Raw genomic sequence first — 18,194 nt, 5'->3', positions numbered from 1 at the left:
ATGCGCTGGCTGGAGCCGATCAGGCGCGCCCTTGGGCATGCCCCCGCCTACACCGGCAACCGCTGGGTGATGCTGGACGTGGAGACCAGTGGCCTGGACATGCGCCATGACCGCCTGCTGGCCATTGCCGCGATTGCGCTGCGGGTGGACTGGCAGCGCCGCACGCTGAGCGTGGCGCTGGGCGACAGCTTTGAGGTGGTGGTGCAGCAGGACGAGGCGTCGAGCAAGGACAACATCCTGCTACACGGCATTGGCGCGCAGATGCAGCGCAACGGCATGCCCGCCGCCCAGGCGCTGCAGGCCTTTGAAAACTATGTGCAAGACAGCCCGCTGCTGGCCTTCCACGCGGCCTTTGACCGCAGCATGATCAACCGCCATGCACGCCAGCATCTGGGGCATGGCCTGCCCAACCCCTGGGTGGATGTGGACCACCTGTGCGCCGTCACCCACGAGCAGGTGCGCGCCCGCGCGCTGGACGACTGGATGGCGCACTTCGGCATCCGCTGCGCCGTGCGGCACCAGGCCGCCGCCGACACCCTGGTGGAATGCGACCTGCTGCAGCGCATCTGGCCCCGCGTGGCGGCGCAGTGCAGCAGCTGGGCCGACGTGCAGCGCCTGGCCGCCCAGCACCGGTGGCTGGCCCGCCACCGGGATGGCGGTGGATAAGGGCTCAACCCTGCTTGAGGCCCGAAGGCAACGCCTCGAACGCAGCCCAGCGCGCTTCGCCTTCGGCCCCGGCAAACCAGTCGTCGCCCTCCAGGTAGGCGCGCAGCATGGGCAGGCTGTCGAGCCCCCAGAAAACCTTGCCGTCCACCGCAAACGCAGGCACGCCAAACACGCCCGCTGCCTGCGCGGCCTCGGTGTTGGCGCGCAGCAGCGCCTTGGGGCCCTCGCTGTGCATGTCCTGCCCCGGGCGGATTTGTTCGGCCAGATCGGCCGCCAGCGCGGCCAGGCGCTCGGCGTCCAGCGCGTCGTGCCCGCCCTGCCACACATGGCGCAGCACGGTACCCGCCACATAGCGGTTGATGCAACCGTCGTCGCTGCAGGCCAGCGCCTGGCGCAGCAAGGGCAGCGGGTTGAACGGGTGGCGTGCTGGCATCTGCAGCGGCGTGCCCTGCGCGTGGCCCAGCCAGGTCACGTGGCGGTAGGTCCAGGCGCGCTTGGGCGCTATGCCCGCGGGCCCCGGGTTGGCGTGCTGCTGCAGCAACGCGCCCAGCAGCACCGGGCGGTATTCGACGCTGTAGCTCAGGTCCACCAGCGCCTCGGGCAGGCGCTCAAAGGCCAGCCAGGCGTAAGGCGAAATGAAGTCGAGGTAGAACGTGATGTGTTTCATGGCTCAGCCTTCTGCGCTTTCTGGCTGCACCGGCACGGCAATGCCCGCCCGGTCCAGCAACTGGCGCCAGATGCCCCGCCGCAGGTGCGAGTCGGCACGCGACCAGATGCGGATCTCGTCGAGGGAGCGAAAGCAGCCCTCGCAGTGGCTGCGGTCGGGCGACATACGGCAGACCGAGATGCAGGGCGAGGGCACGGCCTCGGTGCTTTCAGCATCAAAATGGCCACCAGCGCTTATCTGCAAAGCGCGAACAGCTAGCAATTCAATAGCATTCATGCCGCAGACTCAGGTGCAACCACCTGCACCACATCCACCACGGGTGCACCCGTCAGCCGCTGAAGATCGCTGGGGTGCAGCGCAAACACACCATGCGGATGCCCCGCCGCCGCCCACACCACCTCAAAGCGCAGCAGGTCCTGATCGATCAGCGTGACGGGCGGCGTGGCGTGCGCCACGGGCGACACACCGCCGATGGAAAAGCCCGTGCGGCTTTTCACGAAGTCGGCATCGGCGCGGCCGATCTTGCCGCCCACGTGGGCTTCCACCTTTTTCTCGTCCACCCGCCGGTCGCCCGAGGTGACCACCAGCACGGCCACATCATCGCTCTTGCGGCGAAAGATGATGCTCTTGGCAATCTGCCCCACGGCAATGCCCAGCGCATCGGCCGCCTGCTGCGCGGTGCGCGCTGCGTCGTCCAGCATCTGCGGCCGGTGGGGGTGGCCCAGGGATTCCAGCGCTGCAGCCACGCGCTGCACACCTTCGGGCAGATTTTTCAGTTCAGCTCCACACATCGTTTCTTACTCCGAAATCACAATCGTCCCAGGTATTTTGACCGCATGGCGCCAGCCCCGGCCGACGCGCCGGCAGCACAGGCCCTGCCGGACCAGCGGGTGCATCCCTTTCGCACTGGGAGCGATGCGGCTGAGATGCGTCAGCGTCTCAGCGGCAGTGGCCTATTACCCCGCACGTTTGGTCAATAGCGCGTTGGCAGCGCGGGAGTTGGGCTTGCGGCCCAGAAAGTCGCTAATGTAGGCACCCGCGTCGATGAGCTTGTCGAGGTCGATGCCCGTCTCGATGCCCATGCCCTGCAGCATGTACACCACGTCTTCGGTGGCCACGTTGCCGGTGGCGCCCTTGGCATAGGGACAGCCGCCCAGCCCGGCCACGGACGACTGGAAGTTCCACACGCCCAGCTCCAGCGCGGCCAGCGTGTTGGACAGCGCCTGCCCGTAGGTGTCATGAAAGTGGCCCGACACCTCGTCGATGCCAAAGTGCTGCAACGTGGCCTCCAGCGCCTTCTGCACCTTGCGCGGCGTGCCCACGCCGATGGTGTCGGCCACGTCCACACGCTGCACGCCAATGCCCTGGAGCAGGCCTGCCAAGTAAGCCACGCGTTCGGGTGCGATATCGCCTTCGTACGGGCAGCCCACGGTGCAGCTCATGGCGCCGCGCACACGGATGCCAGCGGCCCGTGCGGCCTCCACCACGGGGGCAAAACGCTCGATGCTCTCGGCAATGCTGCAGTTGATGTTGCGCTGGCTGAAGGCCTCGCTGGCCGAGCCGAAGACAACGATCTCGTCGGGTTTGTCCAGCACGGCAGCCTCAAAGCCCTTGAGGTTGGGCGTGAGCACCGAATACGCGACACCGCTCTGGCGGGTGATACCGGCCATCACCTCATGGTTGTCGGCCATCTGCGGCACCCACTTGGGACTGACGTAGCTGGTGACTTCGATCTCTTTCAGGCCCGCCTGCTGCAGGCGGTGCACCAGCTCGATCTTGACGGCGGCGGGCACCGGAGTTTTTTCGTTCTGCAGGCCGTCACGGGGGCCAACGTCGATGAGGTGGACGCGGGAGGGAATGCTCATGGGGCTACCAAGGGTGGATCAAGGAATGCCGCCATTGTCTCGCTACCGCCTCCACAGGGCCACCCCATATCGTGCCAGACCATTCGCCGGACGCGCCATCAGCCCGTACGGGTGCCATCACCCGCCACCTCTTGCCGCAGCAGGGCCACCATGGCCTGCGCCGCCAGCGACAGCGGCCGCCCCCGGAGCGTGATCAGCCCGATGGGCCGGTGCAGCACGGGCGCCTTGAGCGCTCGCGTGACCACCTCGGGCCTGCGCACCACCTGGGCGGCCAGTTCGGGCAGCGCGCTCACGCCCAGCCCCGCAGCCACCATGGCCGCGATGGTGGCCAGGTGTTCCACCTCATAGCGCGGCGCAAAACGGATGCGGTGGGTCAGCAAGGCTTCTTCCGCATACTGCCGCACGCTGGTACCTGCGGGCATGGAGATGTGCGGCAGCTCGGCCACATCCGCCCAGGCAATGGCGCTGCGCCCTCGGGCCAGCGGGTGCGTGCGCCCCATCAGCAGCACAAAGCGGTCGGACACCAGCGGGGTGTAGTCCAGGTCGGCATAGGCGGGGTTGGCAGCGGTGAGTGCAAAGTCCACGCGCCCGGCGCGCACCATGTCAAACGCCGGGCCGGCCAGGCTGTCGATCAGTTCCATCTGCACGCCAGGGTGCTGAGTGGCGAACCGGGCAAACGCGCGGGGCACGGCCCCGGCTGCCAGCGACGGCAGCGCCGCCAGCGCAATGCGGCCCACCTCCAGCTGCGCTACCTCCTGTACGCGGCGCACGGTCTCCTCCATTTGGTGGCGCAGAAACCGCGCCTGCTCGGCAAACACCTCGCCCGCCAGCGTGAGTTGCACGGTACGCGTGGTGCGCTCGAACAGGCGCACGTCCAGCATCTCCTCCAGCCGAGCCACCGTGCCCGACACCGCCGACTGCGACAAATGCATCTGCAAGGCCGTGCGCCGAAAGCTCAGCGTCTCGGCCAGGGAGAGGAACACATCCACCTCGCGGGCGGACCAATTGATCTTCATAGCCGATCAGTCTATCGAAAAAGACGTCTGGACCGCGCAATGCGAGCCCCCTAGACTGAATTCAACGCAAGCACACCGCTTGAGCAGGTTAAGAGCAACGAGGAGACACGATGGAGAACAGTTCGCCGCGCAACGCGCGCACCGTGGTGGTAGGCGGAGGCACCATGGGGGCCGACGTGGCCGTGGTCCTGGCCCGGGGCGGCGCGCAGGTCACGGTAGTGGACCCCCACGCCGCCCGTCGCGACCAGCTGCTGCCTCATATCGCCCAGGAGCTTGCCGCAGCTGGCCAAACCACCCACGCTGGCCCGGTACAGGTGTGCGCCAGCCTGCAGGATGTGGACTGGAGCGGCGTGGTGCTGGTGGTGGAATGCATCACCGAGCAACTGGCTGCCAAGCAAAAGCTGTTTGCCGAGCTTGAAACCGTGGCGCCCCCCAACGCCGTGCTGGCCAGCAACAGCTCGGGCTTTCCCATCAGTGCCATCGCCCAGGGGCTGGCCACGGCGCAGCGCATGCTGGGCCTGCACTTCTTCATGCCCGCCCACCTGGTGCCGCTGGTGGAGGTCGTGCTGGGCGGGTGCAGCGACCCCGCACTGGGCACCTGGCTGCACGCCTTCATGCGCGGCTGCGGCAGCGTGCCGGTGCTGGTCAAGAAAGACAAGCCGGGCTTTCTGGCCAACCGCATGCAGCATGCGCTCTCGCGCGAGGCCTTTGCACTCATCGACGAAGGCATTGCCTCGCCGGAGGACGTGGACGCCGCCGTGCGCTTTGGCTTCGGCTTCCGCTTTCTGGCGGCAGGCCCTGTGCTGCAGCGCGACCACGCAGGCATTGAGGTGCACACCGCCGCAGCCGCCACCATGTACCCCACGCTGTCGAACACCGACGTGCCCGCCCAGGCCCTGCGCGACAAGGTGGCCCAGGGCACCTTGGGCATGAAGACGGGCAAGGGCTTTTTCGACTGGCCCGAAGACCGCAAGCAGGCCGAGCGCGCGCGCTACGACACGCTGCTGCGCCAGGGCCTGGCCCTGCTTGCCAGCGAGCTGCCCACCATCGAGCCCCCCACCGCCACCTCACCGACGGACACCCCATCGACCGCCGGAGCCCGCGCATGAGTGCATCGCCCGCATCACCCACCATTGCCAGCCAGTGGGTTGACCCGCTGATCGTGACCGTGGCGCCCAACGGCGCCTACAAGCAGCCCGCCGACCACTCCGCCGTGCCCATCACACCGGCCACGCTGGCCACCACGGCCAAGGCCTGCCTGGACGCGGGAGCGGCCATGCTGCACATGCACATCCGCGACGCGCAAGGCCGCCACAGCCTCGATGTGGAGGGCTACCGCGAGGCGCAGCGCGTGGTGCGCCAGGCTGTGGGCGACGCGATGGTCATCCAGATCACCAGCGAAGCCGCAGGCGTTTACCAGGCCCCCGCGCAGATCGCCATGGTGGAGGCCCTGCAACCCGAGGCCGTGTCCATCGGACTGCGCGAAGTGGACAAGCCCGAGATCGGCGAAGCCGGACTGCAGCGCTTCTTCACCGGCCTGGCCCAGCGCCGCACCATGGTGCAGGTCATCCTGTACGACGTGGCCGACCTGCGCCGCTGGCAGGCACTGCGCGCCAGTGGCGTGGTGCCCAATGCGCCGTGGTTCCTGCTGTTTGTGCTGGGCCGCTACAGCGCGGGCCAGACCTCCAGCCCGCGCGACCTGCTGCCTTTTCTGAACTCCCATGACGGCAACGAGCCCTGGGCCGTGTGCGCCTTCGGGGCGGCAGAGAACGCCTGCGTGGCCGCCGCTGCCGTGTTTGGCGGCCACGCCCGCGTGGGGTTTGAAAACAACCTGCTGTGCAAGGACGGCAGCGTGGCCCCCGACAACACCGCGCTGGTGCGCCAGGCCGTCGAAGCCGCCGCCGCGCTGGGCCGCCCGCTGGCCACCGCCGCCGACATCCGGCAGCGCTTTGGCGCAGGCTGAGCGGCACCACTCCATCGCGCTCCCCATCCATTGACATCAACCCGCAGCAGACGGGTTTTATCCATCCCCACAGGAGACAGACATGCACCACCGCCACCTTTCCTTATCCACGCATCGCGGCGCCCGGCGCACCGTGCTGCACGCAGCCCTTGCCGTGCCCCTGGCCCTGGGCATCGCAGGTCACGCAGCGGCGCAAACAGCGGCCACCGCCTTCCCCAGCAAGACCATCCGCTTTGTGGTGCCCTACCCGCCCGGTGGTCCCACCGACCTGATGGCCCGCATGCTGCAGCCCGAGCTGCAAAGCCGCCTGGGTGTGACCGTGGTGGTGGACAACAAGGGCGGCGCCGGTGGCAACACGGGCAGCGCCGAGGTCGCCAAGCAGGCACCAGCGGACGGCCACACGCTGCTGCTGGCCGCCAGCGGCCCAATGGCGGTCAACCCCTCGCTGTACGCCAGCATGCCGTTCAACCCGCTGACCGATCTGGCGCCGGTGATCCAGCTGTCGGCATTCCCGCTGGTGCTGGAAGTGCATCCCTCGCTGGGCGTCAAGACGTTTGCCGAGTTCCTGGCCATGGCCAAGGCCGGCAAGCCGGTGCTGAGCTACGCGTCGGCCGGCAACGGCACCCCGCAGCACCTGGCGGGCGAGCTGTTCAACACCACTGCGGGCGTGAAGATGGGGCACATCCCCTACCGGGGTGCTGGCCCCGCGCTCAATGACCTGATCGGCGGACAGGTGAACGTGATGTTTGACATCGTCGGTAGCTCCCTGCCCCACATTCAGGCGGGCAAGCTCATCCCGCTGGCCGTCACATCCAGCGAACGTGCCAAGGTGCTGCCCAATGTGCCCACCATGGCGGAGGCCGGCATTGCGGGCTACCAGATCACCGGCTGGCATGGCATTGCGGTGCGCGCTGGCACCCCGCAAGCCACCGTCGACAAGCTCAACGCCACGGTGAATGCGATCTTCAAGGAACCCGCCTTCCGCGCCAAATGGGAAGCCATTGGCACGCCTGCGGTGGGGGGCACGGCGGCAGATTTCGGGGCGCTCATCAAGGCCGACGCGCAGCGCCTAGGCAAGCTGGTGCGCGATGCCGGCGTGACGGTGGATTGAAAAGGCACACCCTCTGTGCCCGCGCACAGAGGGCTATGCGACAGACCTGGGTCGCAAGCGCAGCAACAGCCAGCCCAGCGCCATGCCAATGGCACTGGACAGCAGCATCACCGTACCGGCCACGATCTTCACGGCGGTGGAGCTGCTGATCTCGGCCTGCGACGGGTCTTGGGCGGAGTAGCGCACCGAGACGGTCTCACCCACCTCGTGGATGGCCTGCTGCTGGCGTGCGACCGAGTCTGTGAACCGGAATGTCCGCCCATCGCCCGCCGCAAACTCCACAATGCTTTTCTTGGCAAGCCCCCGGCGGTGGGCCGCGCCCGTCATGATTTCTTCATGCGCTACCACCCGGCCCCGGGCGGTGTGCGTGTCGCCCAGCATGTTCATGCCAGAGGCCAACAACCACGCCGCGCCCAGCGCGGTCAAGGCGCTGGGCACCAGCAGGATCCAGCCCAAAAGACCAAAGAAGCGGCGGAAGGTGGAGGAGCTCATGCACGCCATTCTCCACGCTGGCGAGCGCGTGGACCGGCGGCCTCAGTAGCCGCGCGCGGGGTTCACGATGCCCGCCACCGTCTCGCCGTGCGCCAGCGCCACCATCTTGCGTGCGATCTGGGCAATGCTCTCGTCGCGCAGCGTGCGCGCCGAGGTGTGGGGCGTGACGGTGATGCGCGGGTGCGTCCAGAACGCATGGCCTGCGGGCAACGGCTCGGTACGGAACACATCGAGCGTGGCGCCTGCCACATGGCCGCTGTCAATGGCGGCCAGCAGGTCTTCGTCCACCAGGTGCGCACCGCGCGCCACATTGATCACGTAGGCATCCGGCTGCAGGCGAGCGAGCGTGCCCTTGTTGATGACGTTGGTCGTATCGGGCGTGAGCGGCAGCAGGTTGACCAGGACGCGGCTCGCGGCCAGAAAGTCATTGAATTGATCTGCGCCCGCAAAGCCGCGCACGCCGTCGATGGCCTTGGGGCTACGGCTCCAGCCGTTGATGGGAAAGTCAAACTGCGCCAGCGCCTTGGCAACCCGCTCGCCCAGCACGCCCAGGCCCATCACGCCGATGGGGTAGTCGCTGCGCAGGCGCGGCTTGCGGTAGCCCCAGCGGCCCGCCTGGGTGTCGGCCTCATAGCCGTCCAACTCGCGGAAGTGGCGGATGACCGCGTGGCACACGTACTCGGCCATCTGCACCGCCATGCCTGCGTCGTCCAGGCGTACCACCAGGGCCTTGGGAGGCAGCCGCAGCTTGAGGAGGGCATCCACCCCCGCGCCAATGTTGAACAGGGCTTTGAGCGCTGGCTGTTCGTCCATGAACTGCTGGGGTGGTGCCCAGACCACGGCGTAGTCGGCCTGCGGGGCGCCGGGTTGCCAAACAGAAATCTCAGCGCCGGGCAGCGCGGCGGCCAGGCCCTGCAGCCAGGGTTCGGCCTTGGTGTCGGTACAGCAAAAGGTGATATTCATGGAGCCCAAGCGTAGCCGCATTGGGCCCCCTGCGCTGTCACCTGCAGACGACTCGGGACACTGCGTGGGCTCAGGCCTTGTCGGCGGCTACCAGCTTGAGCAGCTCGGCTCCTTCGGTCACCTGGTCGCCGGGCGCATACAGCAGTTCCTGCACCACACCGTCCGCAGGGGCAGCAATGGTGTGTTCCATCTTCATGGCTTCCATCACTGCCAGCGGTTGACCCTTGGTCACGGCGTCGCCCGCCTTCACGACAAACGACACCACCTTGCCAGGCATCGGTGCTGTGAGGCGCCCGCCTTCAGCCGCAGCCTCGCCCGCGTGGGCCAGCAGGTCGATGGCAGTGATCTGCGTGGCGCCCAGCGGGGTGAATACGTGGTCCACCTCGCCCTGGGCATACACAGCCGCACGCGTGCGCTGACCTGCAAACTGCAATTCGATGCCCTGCCCCACAGCGCTGAACACCAACGGCCCGGCCACTGCGGCATCGCCTTCGCCGACAGCCAGATGCAGGCTGCCACCACGCTCGTAGGTCAGCAGCGCCTTGGCGTGCTCACCACCAAACTCGAACTCAAACCGGCGCTGCACCACGCCATGGGTGTGAAAACCATCGCGGCGGCTGAAGGGGTCCACGCCCTCGCTGGCGCGCTCGCGCAGCAGGGTCTGAGCCACGGCGGCAGCAGCCGCCAGGGGCAAGCCCACGGGCTCCTGGTGGAACAGCACCGCCTGCTCGCGCGGGATCAGCGCGGTGTCCAGCTTGGCGCTGGCAAATGCCTCGGTGCGGGCCACGCGGCGCAAAAACTGCACGTTGGTTGCCAGGCCCACGATGTGGGTCTGGGCCAGCGCCTCATCCAGCCGGGCCAGGGCTTGCGCACGCGTGTCGCCGTGCACGATGAGCTTGGCCACCATGGAGTCGTAGAACGGGCTGATCGCATCGCCCTGGCGCACGCCGGAATCCACGCGCACCGCGCCCCGTTCGAAGGTCACACACTCGGGCAGCGCGTACACGTTGAGCGCCCCGGTGGCGGGCAGGAAGTTGTTGTCGGGGTTCTCAGCGCAAATGCGCGCCTCGATGGCGTGACCTTGGATACGCAGGTCTTCCTGTTTGAGCGGCAAGGGCTCGCCTGAGGCCACGCGCAGTTGCCACTCCACGAGGTCGAGGCCCGTGATGGCCTCGGTCACGGGGTGCTCCACCTGCAGGCGGGTATTCATCTCCATGAAGTAGAACTTCATCTGCTCGGGCGCGTCGTAGCCGCCGGGCTGCTCGACGATGAATTCCACCGTGCCCGCGCCCACGTAGTTCACCGCCCGTGCTGCGGCCACGGCAGCCTCGCCCATGCGGGCGCGCAGCTCCGGCGTCATGCCGGGGGCGGGCGCTTCTTCCAGCACCTTCTGGTGGCGGCGCTGCACCGAGCAGTCGCGCTCAAACAGGTACACGCAGTTGCCGTGCGTGTCACCGAACACCTGGATTTCGATGTGGCGGGGGCGCTGCACGTACTTCTCTACCAGCACCGCGTCGTCGCCAAAGCTGTTGATGGCCTCGCGCTTGCAGGAGTCGAGCGCCGCCGCAAAATCCTCGGCCTTGTCCACGGCGCGCATGCCCTTGCCACCACCACCCGCGCTAGCCTTGATGAGCACCGGGTAGCCAATGCGGTCCGCCTCGCGTTGCAGCAGTGCCGGGGCCTGGTCAGCGCCGTGGTAGCCGGGCACCAGGGGCACCTGGGCCTGCTCCATCAGGCGCTTTGACTCGGCCTTCAGCCCCATGGCATTGATGGCGCTGGCGGGGGGGCCGATGAAGACAAGGCCTGCGTCGGCACAGGCCTTGGCAAAGTCTTCGTTCTCGCTCAGGAAACCGTAGCCAGGGTGGATAGCCTGCGCGCCCGTGGCCTTGGCGGCGTCGATGATGCGCTCCCAGCGCAGGTAGCTGTCCTTGGGCGCGCTGCCGCCGATGTGCACGGCCTCGTCGCACACGGCGACATGTTTGGCGTTAGCGTCGGCATCGGAATACACGGCAACGGTTTTCACGCCCAGGCGCTTGGCGGTGGCGGCCACACGGCAAGCGATCTCGCCTCGATTTGCGATGAGTATCTTGTTGAACATTTTTAAGCCACCTTGGCAGAACCAGAAAAGAATGAAGACAAGCGCCGCACCACGGCGCGCAGAAACTTGAACAGCACCACCAGCAGCAGTACGGACACCACCACCATCACGACCAACGCAACACCAAACGCCACCGGGTGCTGTGTGGCCAGCCACACCACGGCCACCACCAGGCCGTCTTCAAAGAACGACAGCCCCCAGTTGGAAAAAGGCTCGGGCGAGGTGTTCACCGCCGCCCGCGTGGTCATCTTGGTGGCCAGGGCCGTGGCAGAGAGCGAGCCGCCCAGTAGCCCCGCCACCACGGCGATGGTCGCGTTGTCGGCACCGAACACGCCATAGGCCAAGGCGGCGCCCGCAGGCACGCGAATGAAGGCGTGCACAGCATCCCAGGCGCTGTCCACCCAGGGCACCTTGTCAGCAAAAAACTCCACCATCAGCATGAAGCCGCTGACCATCAGCACCAGCGGGTGCTGCAGCATCGCCAGGCCGGGCGGCAGGGGCATCCAGCCCAGCACGTCCATCATGCCGACCAGGAACACCACGGCATACAACCGAAAGCCGCTGGCCCAGCCCAGCGCTGCGGCCAGCGCCAGCAGGCTGGGCATGTCGAGCTTCGCCGTTGCTGTGGCTGCCGCGTCGCCCACAGCGCGCGCGGTGCCGCCATCCACATGCAGCCCCAGCGTGTGGAGCCACTGCACGATGTTGAACCAGAGGGTGTCCATGGCCGTTAAGTAGCGATCAGCTCAGCCAGTTGGGCTTGCGCTTGTTCAGGAACGACTGCACACCTTCCTTGCCTTCGTCGCTGGCGCGGATGTCGGCAATGCCCTGCACGGTGGCGGCGATGAGGCCCGCGTTGATCTCCCGCTCTGCCACATCCATCACCAGCTTCTTGCACACGCGCACAGCGTTGGGGCTGGCGCTGGTCAGGGCCTTGAGCAGTTCGTCCACTTTGGTGTCGAGCTGGTCAGCGACCACGACCTCGTGCACAAAGCCAATGCGCAAGGCTTCGGCCGCGCCAAAACGCTCGGCCGTGAGGAAGTACCGGTGCGCAGCGCGTGCGCCCATGGCACGGATCACATACGGGCTGATGGTGGCGGGGATGAGCCCCAGCTTCACTTCGCTGAGGCAAAAGCCCGCCGTGTCCACGGCCACGGCCATGTCGCACGCGGCCACCAGGCCCATGCCGCCTGCATATACATCGCCCTGCACGCGTGCCACCGTGGGCTTGGGGCACTCATAGATCACCCGCAGCATCTCGGCCAGCTTTCCCGCGTCGGCGATGTTCTCGTCGCGCGTGTAGTCGGCCATGCGGCGCATCCAGTTGAGGTTGGCACCGGCGCAGAAGGCCGGGCCTTCCGCGGCCAGCACCACGGCGCGCACATCGGCACGCCCCCCCACATCGGTAAAGGCGGCGGAGATCTCGGCAATGACCTCATCGCTGAAGGCGTTGCGGATTTCGGGTTGCGTGAGCGTGATGCGCGCCACGGCGCCGGTTTGGGTGATGGACAGGTTCTGGCTCATGGCGTGGACGGTTTTTGCAGGAAGTAGACAAGGTCCAGCTCGGGGCAGGGCTGGCCCAGCGCGGTCAATGCGGCAGTGATCTGGCCCCGGTGGTGCGTGCCGTGGTTGAACACATGCGCCAGCGTGGCCGCAAACGGCAGCGATGCCGCTGTGCCGCGCATGGTGGTGTAGTCGAGCGTGCCGCTCCAGCGGTCCGGCTTGAACGAGGCTATCAGCGGTGCCCAGCGGGCCGCGCCCTCGCGCAGCCGGGCATCCAGCCGCGCACGGTCGCTCTCCAGCTCGGCGTCCAGCGCCACCTTGGGCGAAATGCCGTCGGCAAAGCGCACGAACCACAGATGGTGTTCGCCCACCAGCAGGTGGTTGAGCGTGCCGTGGATGCTTTTGAAGAACAGGCCCACGTCGCGCCGGTAGGCATCTTCCGGCAGCGCCCGCACGGCATCGAGCAGGCGCACCGTGGCCCACACGTTGTAGCGCGCCAGCTGGGTGAAGTGGGCAACAGCGTCCATGGCAGCTCCCGGTGGGGTCACATGCGGAACAGGCCGAACTTGGTATCTTCGATGGGCGCATTGCGCGTGGCCGCCAGGCCTAGCGCCAGCACGCGGCGCGTATCGGCGGGGTCGATCACGCCGTCGTCCCACAGGCGGGCGGTGGCGTAGTAGGGGTGGCCTTGGTCTTCGTACTGGCGGCGGATGGGGGCCTTGAAGGCTTCTTCTTCCTCCATGCTCCACTGCCCACCCTTGGCCTCGATGCCGTCGCGCTTCACCGTGGCCAGCACGCCCGCAGCCTGGTCGCCGCCCATGACGCTGATGCGCGCATTGGGCCACATCCACAGGAAGCGGGGGCTGTAGGCCCGGCCGCACATGCCGTAATTGCCCGCGCCAAAACTGCCGCCGATGATGATGGTGAACTTGGGCACGCTGGCCGTGGCCACGGCCGTCACCATCTTGGCGCCGTTGCGGGCGATGCCTTCGTTCTCGTACTTGCGGCCCACCATGAAGCCGGTGATGTTCTGCAGGAACACCAGCGGGATCTTGCGCTGGCAGCACAGCTCGATGAAGTGCGCGCCCTTGAGCGCCGACTCGCTGAACAGGATGCCGTTGTTGGCGATGATGCCGACCATCATCCCTTCAATGCGCGCAAAGCCCGTGACCAGCGTGGTGCCGTAGCGTGCCTTGAACTCGTCAAACTCGCTGCCATCGACAATGCGCGCAATGATTTCGCGCACATCAAACGGCTTGCGCGTGTCCACGGGGATCACGCCATACAGCTCTTCCGCTGCAAATTTAGGAGCTACGGGCGCTTGATCAGCAGCTGCTTCCGCCTTGTTTTTATTCAAATTACGGATGGCATTGCGTGCCAGCTGCAGCGCATGCATGTCGTTCTGCGCCAGGTGGTCGGCCACGCCCGACAGGCGCGTGTGCACGTCACCACCGCCCAGGTCTTCGGCCGTGACGACCTCACCCGTGGCAGCCTTGACCAGCGGTGGGCCGCCCAAAAAGATCGTGCCCTGGTTCTTCACGATGATGGATTCATCGCTCATGGCGGGCACGTACGCGCCGCCTGCCGTGCAACTGCCCATGACCACCGCGATCTGCGAAATGCCCATGGCGCTCATATTGGCCTGGTTGAAGAAGATACGGCCGAAGTGGTCGCGGTCAGGAAAGACTTCGTCCTGGTTGGGCAGGTTGGCGCCGCCCGAGTCCACCAGGTAGATGCAGGGCAGGTGGTTCTGCTGGGCCACCTCTTGTGCACGCAGGTGCTTCTTGACGGTGAGGGGGTAGTAGGTGCCGCCCTTCACCGTAGCGTCGTTGCACACGATCATGCAGTCCACACCACTCACGCGGCCAATGCCCGCGATGAGCCCCGCGCTGGGCGCATCGTTGTTGTACATGTTCAGCGCGGCCAGCGGCGCGAGTTCGAGGAACGGCGTGCCCGGGTCCAGCAGCATCTGCACGCGTTCGCGCGGCAGCAGCTTGCCGCGCGCGGTGTGCTTGGCGCGGGCCGCTTCGCCGCCGCCCTGGGCGACCTTGTCGAGCTGGGCGCGCAGGTCATCCACCAGTGTTCGCATGGCGGCGGCGTTGGCCAGAAAGTCCGCCGAGCGGGCGTTGAGTTGGGTGTCGAGAATGGTCATACGGTGTGGCTCTTCAAGCAGTCTTTTGTTCTTCCAGGCCCAGCAGATCCTTCATCTCGTCGCGGATCTTGAACTTCTGGATCTTGCCCGTCACCGTCATCGGAAAGCTGGTGACAAAGCGGATGTAGCGCGGCACCTTGTAGTGCGCGATCTGGCCCTTGCAGAAGGCGCGGATGTCGTCCTCGGTGGGCTGGGTGCCGGGCTTGGCAATGATCCAGGCGCAGAGTTCCTCGCCGTATTTCTGGTCGGGCACGCCCACCACCTGCACGTCCTGCACCTGCGGGTGGCGGTACAAAAACTCTTCAATCTCGCGCGGGTAGATGTTCTCGCCGCCACGGATCACCATGTCCTTGATGCGGCCAACGATGTTCACGTAGCCCTCGGCGTCCATGGTGGCGAGGTCACCGGTGTGCATCCAGCCGCCTTCGTCAATCGCCTCGCGGGTCTTGGCCGGGTCGCCCCAGTAGCCGTGCATGACGGAGTAGCCTTTGGTGCAGAACTCGCCCCGCTGGCCGATGGGCACCACCGCCCCGCTGTCGGGATCCACGATCTTGATCTCCAGGTGCGGCTGCACCTGGCCCACGGTGGAGACGCGCTTGTCCAGCGGCGTGTCGGTGCTGCTCTGGCAGCTCACGGGGCTGGTCTCGGTCATGCCGTAGGCAATGGTGATCTCGCGCAGGTTCATCTGCTCCACCACGCGCTTCATCACCTCGGTGGGGCAGGGCGAGCCGGCCATGATGCCGGTGCGCAGGGTGCTGAGGTTGAACTCGGCAAAACGCGGGTGGTCCAGCTCGGCGATGAACATGGTGGGCACGCCGTGCAGGCCGGTGCAGCGCTCGTCCTGTACCGTCTGCAGCACGGTCAGCGGGTCAAACCCGTCGTTGGGGTACACGATGGTGGCACCGTGCGTCAGGCAGGCCAGGTTGCCCAGCACCATGCCGAAGCAGTGGTACAGCGGCACGGGGATGCACAGGCGGTCTTCGGGCGTGAGCTTCATGCACTCGCCAATGAAGAAACCGTTGTTCAGGATGTTGCGGTGCGTGAGCGTGGCGCCCTTGGGGAAGCCGGTGGTGCCGCTGGTGAACTGGATGTTGATGGGGTCGGTGGCCTTCAACGTGGCTGCGATCTGCGCCAGGCGCGGGTCGGCTGCGTTGCCGCGTGCCAGCAGGTCGGTAAAACGCATCAGGCCCGGTTCATCGGCGCCCTGCCCCGCCTCATCGATCCACACTACGGTGTTCAGGTGGGGCAGCTTGACGGAGCCCAGCTGGCCGGGCTGCTGGTGCTGCCACTCGGGCGCCAGCTCGCGCAGCATGCCCAGGTAGTCGCTGGTCTTGAAGCGCGCCATGGTCACCAGCAGCTTGCAGCCCACCTTGTTGAGCGCGTATTCCACCTCGGACGTGCGGTAGGCCGGGTTGATGTTGACCAGCACCAGGCCCACCTGCGCGGTGGCCAGCTGCATCAGCACCCATTCGGCGTTGTTGTGCGACCAGATGCCCACGCGGTCGCCGGGCGTGAGCCCCATGCCCAGCAGCGCACTCGCCAGCCGGTGCGCCTCGGTCTGCAGCTGGGCGTAGGTGGTGCGGCGGCCCTGGTGCACGCTGACCAGCGCCTCGCGGTCGGGCTGGCGGGCCACCATATCGGCAAAAAAGGCGCCGATGGTCTGCTCGATCAGGGGAACGTCGGTGGCGCCACGGGCGTGGCTGTCCACCAGCGGTGCGAAGTTCGTTGCGGCTGCACTCGTCACGGGTTTGTCTCCTCGGCTCTGTCATGCGGCCTGCGCCGCAAGAACATGCGGGCGGGCGATCCGTAAGCATAGAAGCCTGAACCCCTGGCGGGTGGACACAATGGTTGCAAATCGTGCCACGGCTGGCACACTCTGTGGCGTGAAGACCACCGCCCCCGCCGACCATCGTTTCCCAACCACTCCATCTGCCCCTGCCGCAACGCCCATCGCCTTTGTGCGTGCCATTGTTCTGGCGTACGAGCAGCGCGGCCTGAGCCCGGAACGCGCCCTGTCCCAGGCACAGATTGCGCCGCAGCTGCTGCCCGACGACAGCGCCCGCATCACCGCCTGGCAGATGGAGCAGATCTCCGACGCCGCCATGCAAGAGTTGGACGACGAAGCCCTGGGCTGGTTCAGCCGCCGCCTGCCCTGGGGCAGCTACGGCATGCTGGCGCGTGCCAGCATCAGCTCGCCCACGCTGCAGGTGGCCCTGGCCCGCTGGTGCCGCCACCACGGCCTGCTGGCGGACGACATTGCCCTGCATCTCACCACCCAGGGCGACACTGCCACCCTGGCCATCACCGAGGCCCGCGACCTGGGCGCGCTGCGCGAGTTCTGCCTGGTATCCGTGCTGCGCAATGCGCATGGCCTGGCGTGCTGGATGGTGGACTCGCGCATTCCGCTCATTGCCGCAGAATTTGCCTTTGATGCGCCCCCGCACGCCGATGCGTATGCCGTGTTGTTCCGAGGCCCCGTCACCTTCAACGCGCCACGCACCGCCATCCACTTTGACGCCCGCTACCTGCACCTGCCCCTGCGCCGCGACGAGCAGGCCCTGCGCCAGATGCTGCAACACGCCCTGCCCCTGACTGTGCTGCACTACCGCCGGGACCGCCTGCTGGTGCAGCGCGTGCGCCAGCTGCTGGCCGCGCCCCTGCCCGGCCAGCCGGCCCATGCCCTGCCCCAGCACAGCGCCGAATCACTCGCCGCGCTGCTGCATGTGTCGCCACGCACCCTGCACCGGCAGTTGAAGGAAGAAGGCGCCACGCTGCAGGGGCTGAAAGACGAGGTTCGCCGCACCCGCGCAGTGGAGCTGCTACACCGCACGCAACGGCCGATCAAGCAGGTGGCCGAGGCAGCAGGGTTTGAGAACGAGAAGAGTTTTATTCGGGCGTTTAGGGGGTGGACGGGGCAGTCACCGGCGGAGTTTAGGAGGGCGGTGAACGTTTAACGGCGTCAGGTTTATCCCTTTCACCTTTGGTCTCACGAAATGCATTGTTGGATCTGCGGCAAACAAGCCAATTCAGCCGAGCACATGGTGAAAGCATCCGACTTTCGGACCGTGTTTGGCCACGTCACCCATAAATCTCCTGTGTATCGCCACTCGATTGGTGACATAAATCGACCTATTCGTGGTGCCGATGTGTCCCCCATCAAATTCGAGCCATCCCTGTGCCAGGAGTGCAACAACGCGCGGACGCAGCCTCACGATCGAGCATGGGCAAAATTCGTGGCTAATTTCCGCGCGCTTCGACCGCGTCCAAAGGCGGGAGAAACGGTACGAATGAGAAGAATCTACCCGACCTCACTACGAGAGTCATCTATAGCTCTACACCTGTACTTTCTGAAGCAGCTAGGCTGCCATTCTGTCCAGAACAACGTGCCGCTGCCAATTCATCAGTTTGCTACATGCATACTTTCCGGCAACGCGCATCCCTGCGTGAAGTTGATCTTTGTGAGCGTCGCTCCTGGATCAAGTAAATACCAAATTCAGGTGGGCGAGATAAATGCTTTGAACCGTGGCGGGAAGACTGTCTCGGCAGTTTGGCACTACCGAATAGAGACACTAGGCGTTTTTGTGTCTTACGCAGAGCCTGGCCATCCACTACTAACAGATGTTCGCGGATGGCATCCAGAGGACATCGGTGTCACGAGGTTCGCATGAAGCACACCGTAAGATCGATTGATGCAGGTGCTG

General features: G+C 66.4%; 18 protein-coding genes. 5 read left to right on the top strand and 13 right to left on the bottom strand.

All coding sequences use genetic code 11. The annotated features are described in order from the left end of the window. A complete protein-coding gene (locus tag LPA35_RS06625) occupies window positions 1-666 on the top strand; it encodes a 3'-5' exonuclease (protein WP_228896051.1) in 666 nt (221 codons plus the stop codon). 4 nt (window positions 667-670) lie between these two features. Here LPA35_RS06625 and LPA35_RS06620 read toward each other — a convergent pair whose 3' ends face one another. The 5 genes from LPA35_RS06620 to LPA35_RS06600 all read right to left on the bottom strand — a co-directional run bounded on the left by LPA35_RS06620 (window position 671) and on the right by LPA35_RS06600 (window position 4,214). Beyond that, window positions 671-1,333, bottom strand: a complete 663-nt coding sequence (locus LPA35_RS06620; protein WP_228896049.1) for a 2-hydroxychromene-2-carboxylate isomerase — start codon at window positions 1,331-1,333, stop codon at window positions 671-673. Window positions 1,334-1,336: 3 nt separating this feature from the next. Then, entirely contained in the window at window positions 1,337-1,609 is a 273-nt protein-coding gene (locus tag LPA35_RS06615) for a DUF1289 domain-containing protein (protein WP_228896048.1), read from the bottom strand. Continuing rightward, window positions 1,606-2,124, bottom strand: coding sequence for a YbaK/EbsC family protein (locus LPA35_RS06610; RefSeq protein WP_055393041.1), 519 nt, complete (start codon window positions 2,122-2,124; stop codon window positions 1,606-1,608). The genes LPA35_RS06615 and LPA35_RS06610 overlap by 4 nt, the downstream gene beginning before the upstream one ends. A gap of 165 nt (window positions 2,125-2,289) precedes the next feature. Beyond that, window positions 2,290-3,198: a hydroxymethylglutaryl-CoA lyase gene (locus LPA35_RS06605; RefSeq protein WP_121421245.1), complete on the bottom strand. Its 909-nt coding sequence runs from the start codon at window positions 3,196-3,198 to the stop codon at window positions 2,290-2,292. A 98-nt stretch (window positions 3,199-3,296) separates the two neighbouring features. Further along, window positions 3,297-4,214, bottom strand: coding sequence for a LysR family transcriptional regulator (locus tag LPA35_RS06600; protein ID WP_228896047.1), 918 nt, complete (start codon window positions 4,212-4,214; stop codon window positions 3,297-3,299). 110 nt (window positions 4,215-4,324) lie between these two features. Between LPA35_RS06600 and LPA35_RS06595 the strand changes: the two genes are divergently transcribed. The 3 genes from LPA35_RS06595 (at window position 4,325) to LPA35_RS06585 (ending at window position 7,288) form a co-directional block, all read left to right on the top strand. Further along, window positions 4,325-5,323, top strand: coding sequence for a 3-hydroxyacyl-CoA dehydrogenase family protein (locus LPA35_RS06595; protein WP_228896046.1), 999 nt, complete (start codon window positions 4,325-4,327; stop codon window positions 5,321-5,323). Then, window positions 5,320-6,177 (top strand): 3-keto-5-aminohexanoate cleavage protein, encoded by an 858-nt coding sequence (locus LPA35_RS06590; protein WP_228896045.1) that lies wholly within the window; start codon window positions 5,320-5,322, stop codon window positions 6,175-6,177. The genes LPA35_RS06595 and LPA35_RS06590 overlap by 4 nt, the downstream gene beginning before the upstream one ends. Window positions 6,178-6,259: 82 nt before the next feature. Then, the gene (locus tag LPA35_RS06585; RefSeq protein WP_228896044.1) at window positions 6,260-7,288 is read left to right on the top strand and encodes a tripartite tricarboxylate transporter substrate binding protein; all 1,029 of its coding nucleotides are present in this window, start codon (window positions 6,260-6,262) and stop codon (window positions 7,286-7,288) included. 33 nt (window positions 7,289-7,321) lie between these two features. Here the strand turns inward: LPA35_RS06585 and LPA35_RS06580 are convergent, their stop codons facing one another. The 8 genes from LPA35_RS06580 to LPA35_RS06545 form a co-directional block, all read right to left on the bottom strand. Beyond that, window positions 7,322-7,780, bottom strand: a complete 459-nt coding sequence (locus LPA35_RS06580; RefSeq protein ID WP_228896042.1) for a DUF3592 domain-containing protein — start codon at window positions 7,778-7,780, stop codon at window positions 7,322-7,324. 42 nt (window positions 7,781-7,822) lie between these two features. Then, entirely contained in the window at window positions 7,823-8,743 is a 921-nt protein-coding gene (locus LPA35_RS06575; protein ID WP_228896040.1) for a glyoxylate/hydroxypyruvate reductase A, read from the bottom strand. A gap of 70 nt (window positions 8,744-8,813) precedes the next feature. Then, a complete protein-coding gene (locus tag LPA35_RS06570; protein ID WP_228896038.1) occupies window positions 8,814-10,841 on the bottom strand; it encodes an acetyl/propionyl/methylcrotonyl-CoA carboxylase subunit alpha in 2,028 nt (675 codons plus the stop codon). Window positions 10,842-10,843: 2 nt separating this feature from the next. After that, on the bottom strand, window positions 10,844-11,563 hold the full coding sequence (locus LPA35_RS06565) for a DUF4126 domain-containing protein (protein ID WP_228896036.1): 720 nt from the start codon (window positions 11,561-11,563) through the stop codon (window positions 10,844-10,846). Between the two features lie 16 nt (window positions 11,564-11,579). Next, a complete protein-coding gene (locus tag LPA35_RS06560) occupies window positions 11,580-12,362 on the bottom strand; it encodes an enoyl-CoA hydratase/isomerase family protein (RefSeq protein WP_121421253.1) in 783 nt (260 codons plus the stop codon). Then, window positions 12,359-12,868, bottom strand: coding sequence for a DinB family protein (locus LPA35_RS06555; RefSeq protein ID WP_228896034.1), 510 nt, complete (start codon window positions 12,866-12,868; stop codon window positions 12,359-12,361). Before LPA35_RS06555 ends, LPA35_RS06560 begins: the two co-directional genes overlap by 4 nt. A 17-nt stretch (window positions 12,869-12,885) precedes the next feature. Then, complete coding sequence (locus tag LPA35_RS06550) at window positions 12,886-14,493, bottom strand: carboxyl transferase domain-containing protein (protein WP_228896032.1); 1,608 nt, start codon at window positions 14,491-14,493, stop codon at window positions 12,886-12,888. Window positions 14,494-14,506: 13 nt separating this feature from the next. Then, complete coding sequence (locus LPA35_RS06545) at window positions 14,507-16,237, bottom strand: AMP-binding protein (RefSeq protein ID WP_228896030.1); 1,731 nt, start codon at window positions 16,235-16,237, stop codon at window positions 14,507-14,509. Window positions 16,238-16,337: 100 nt separating this feature from the next. Here LPA35_RS06545 and LPA35_RS06540 point away from each other — a divergent pair, with 100 nt between their 5' ends. Continuing rightward, a complete protein-coding gene (locus LPA35_RS06540; protein WP_228896028.1) occupies window positions 16,338-17,447 on the top strand; it encodes an AraC family transcriptional regulator in 1,110 nt (369 codons plus the stop codon). Window positions 17,448-18,194: the final 747 nt, after the last annotated feature.

Origin of the sequence: Acidovorax sp. Leaf73 (genome assembly GCF_916855635.1) — a bacterium.
Lineage (GTDB): Bacteria > Pseudomonadota > Gammaproteobacteria > Burkholderiales > Burkholderiaceae_C > Acidovorax > Acidovorax facilis.
The sequence above is the reverse complement of the archived record's forward strand: the minus strand, read 5'-3'. Positions and strand labels throughout refer to the sequence as shown.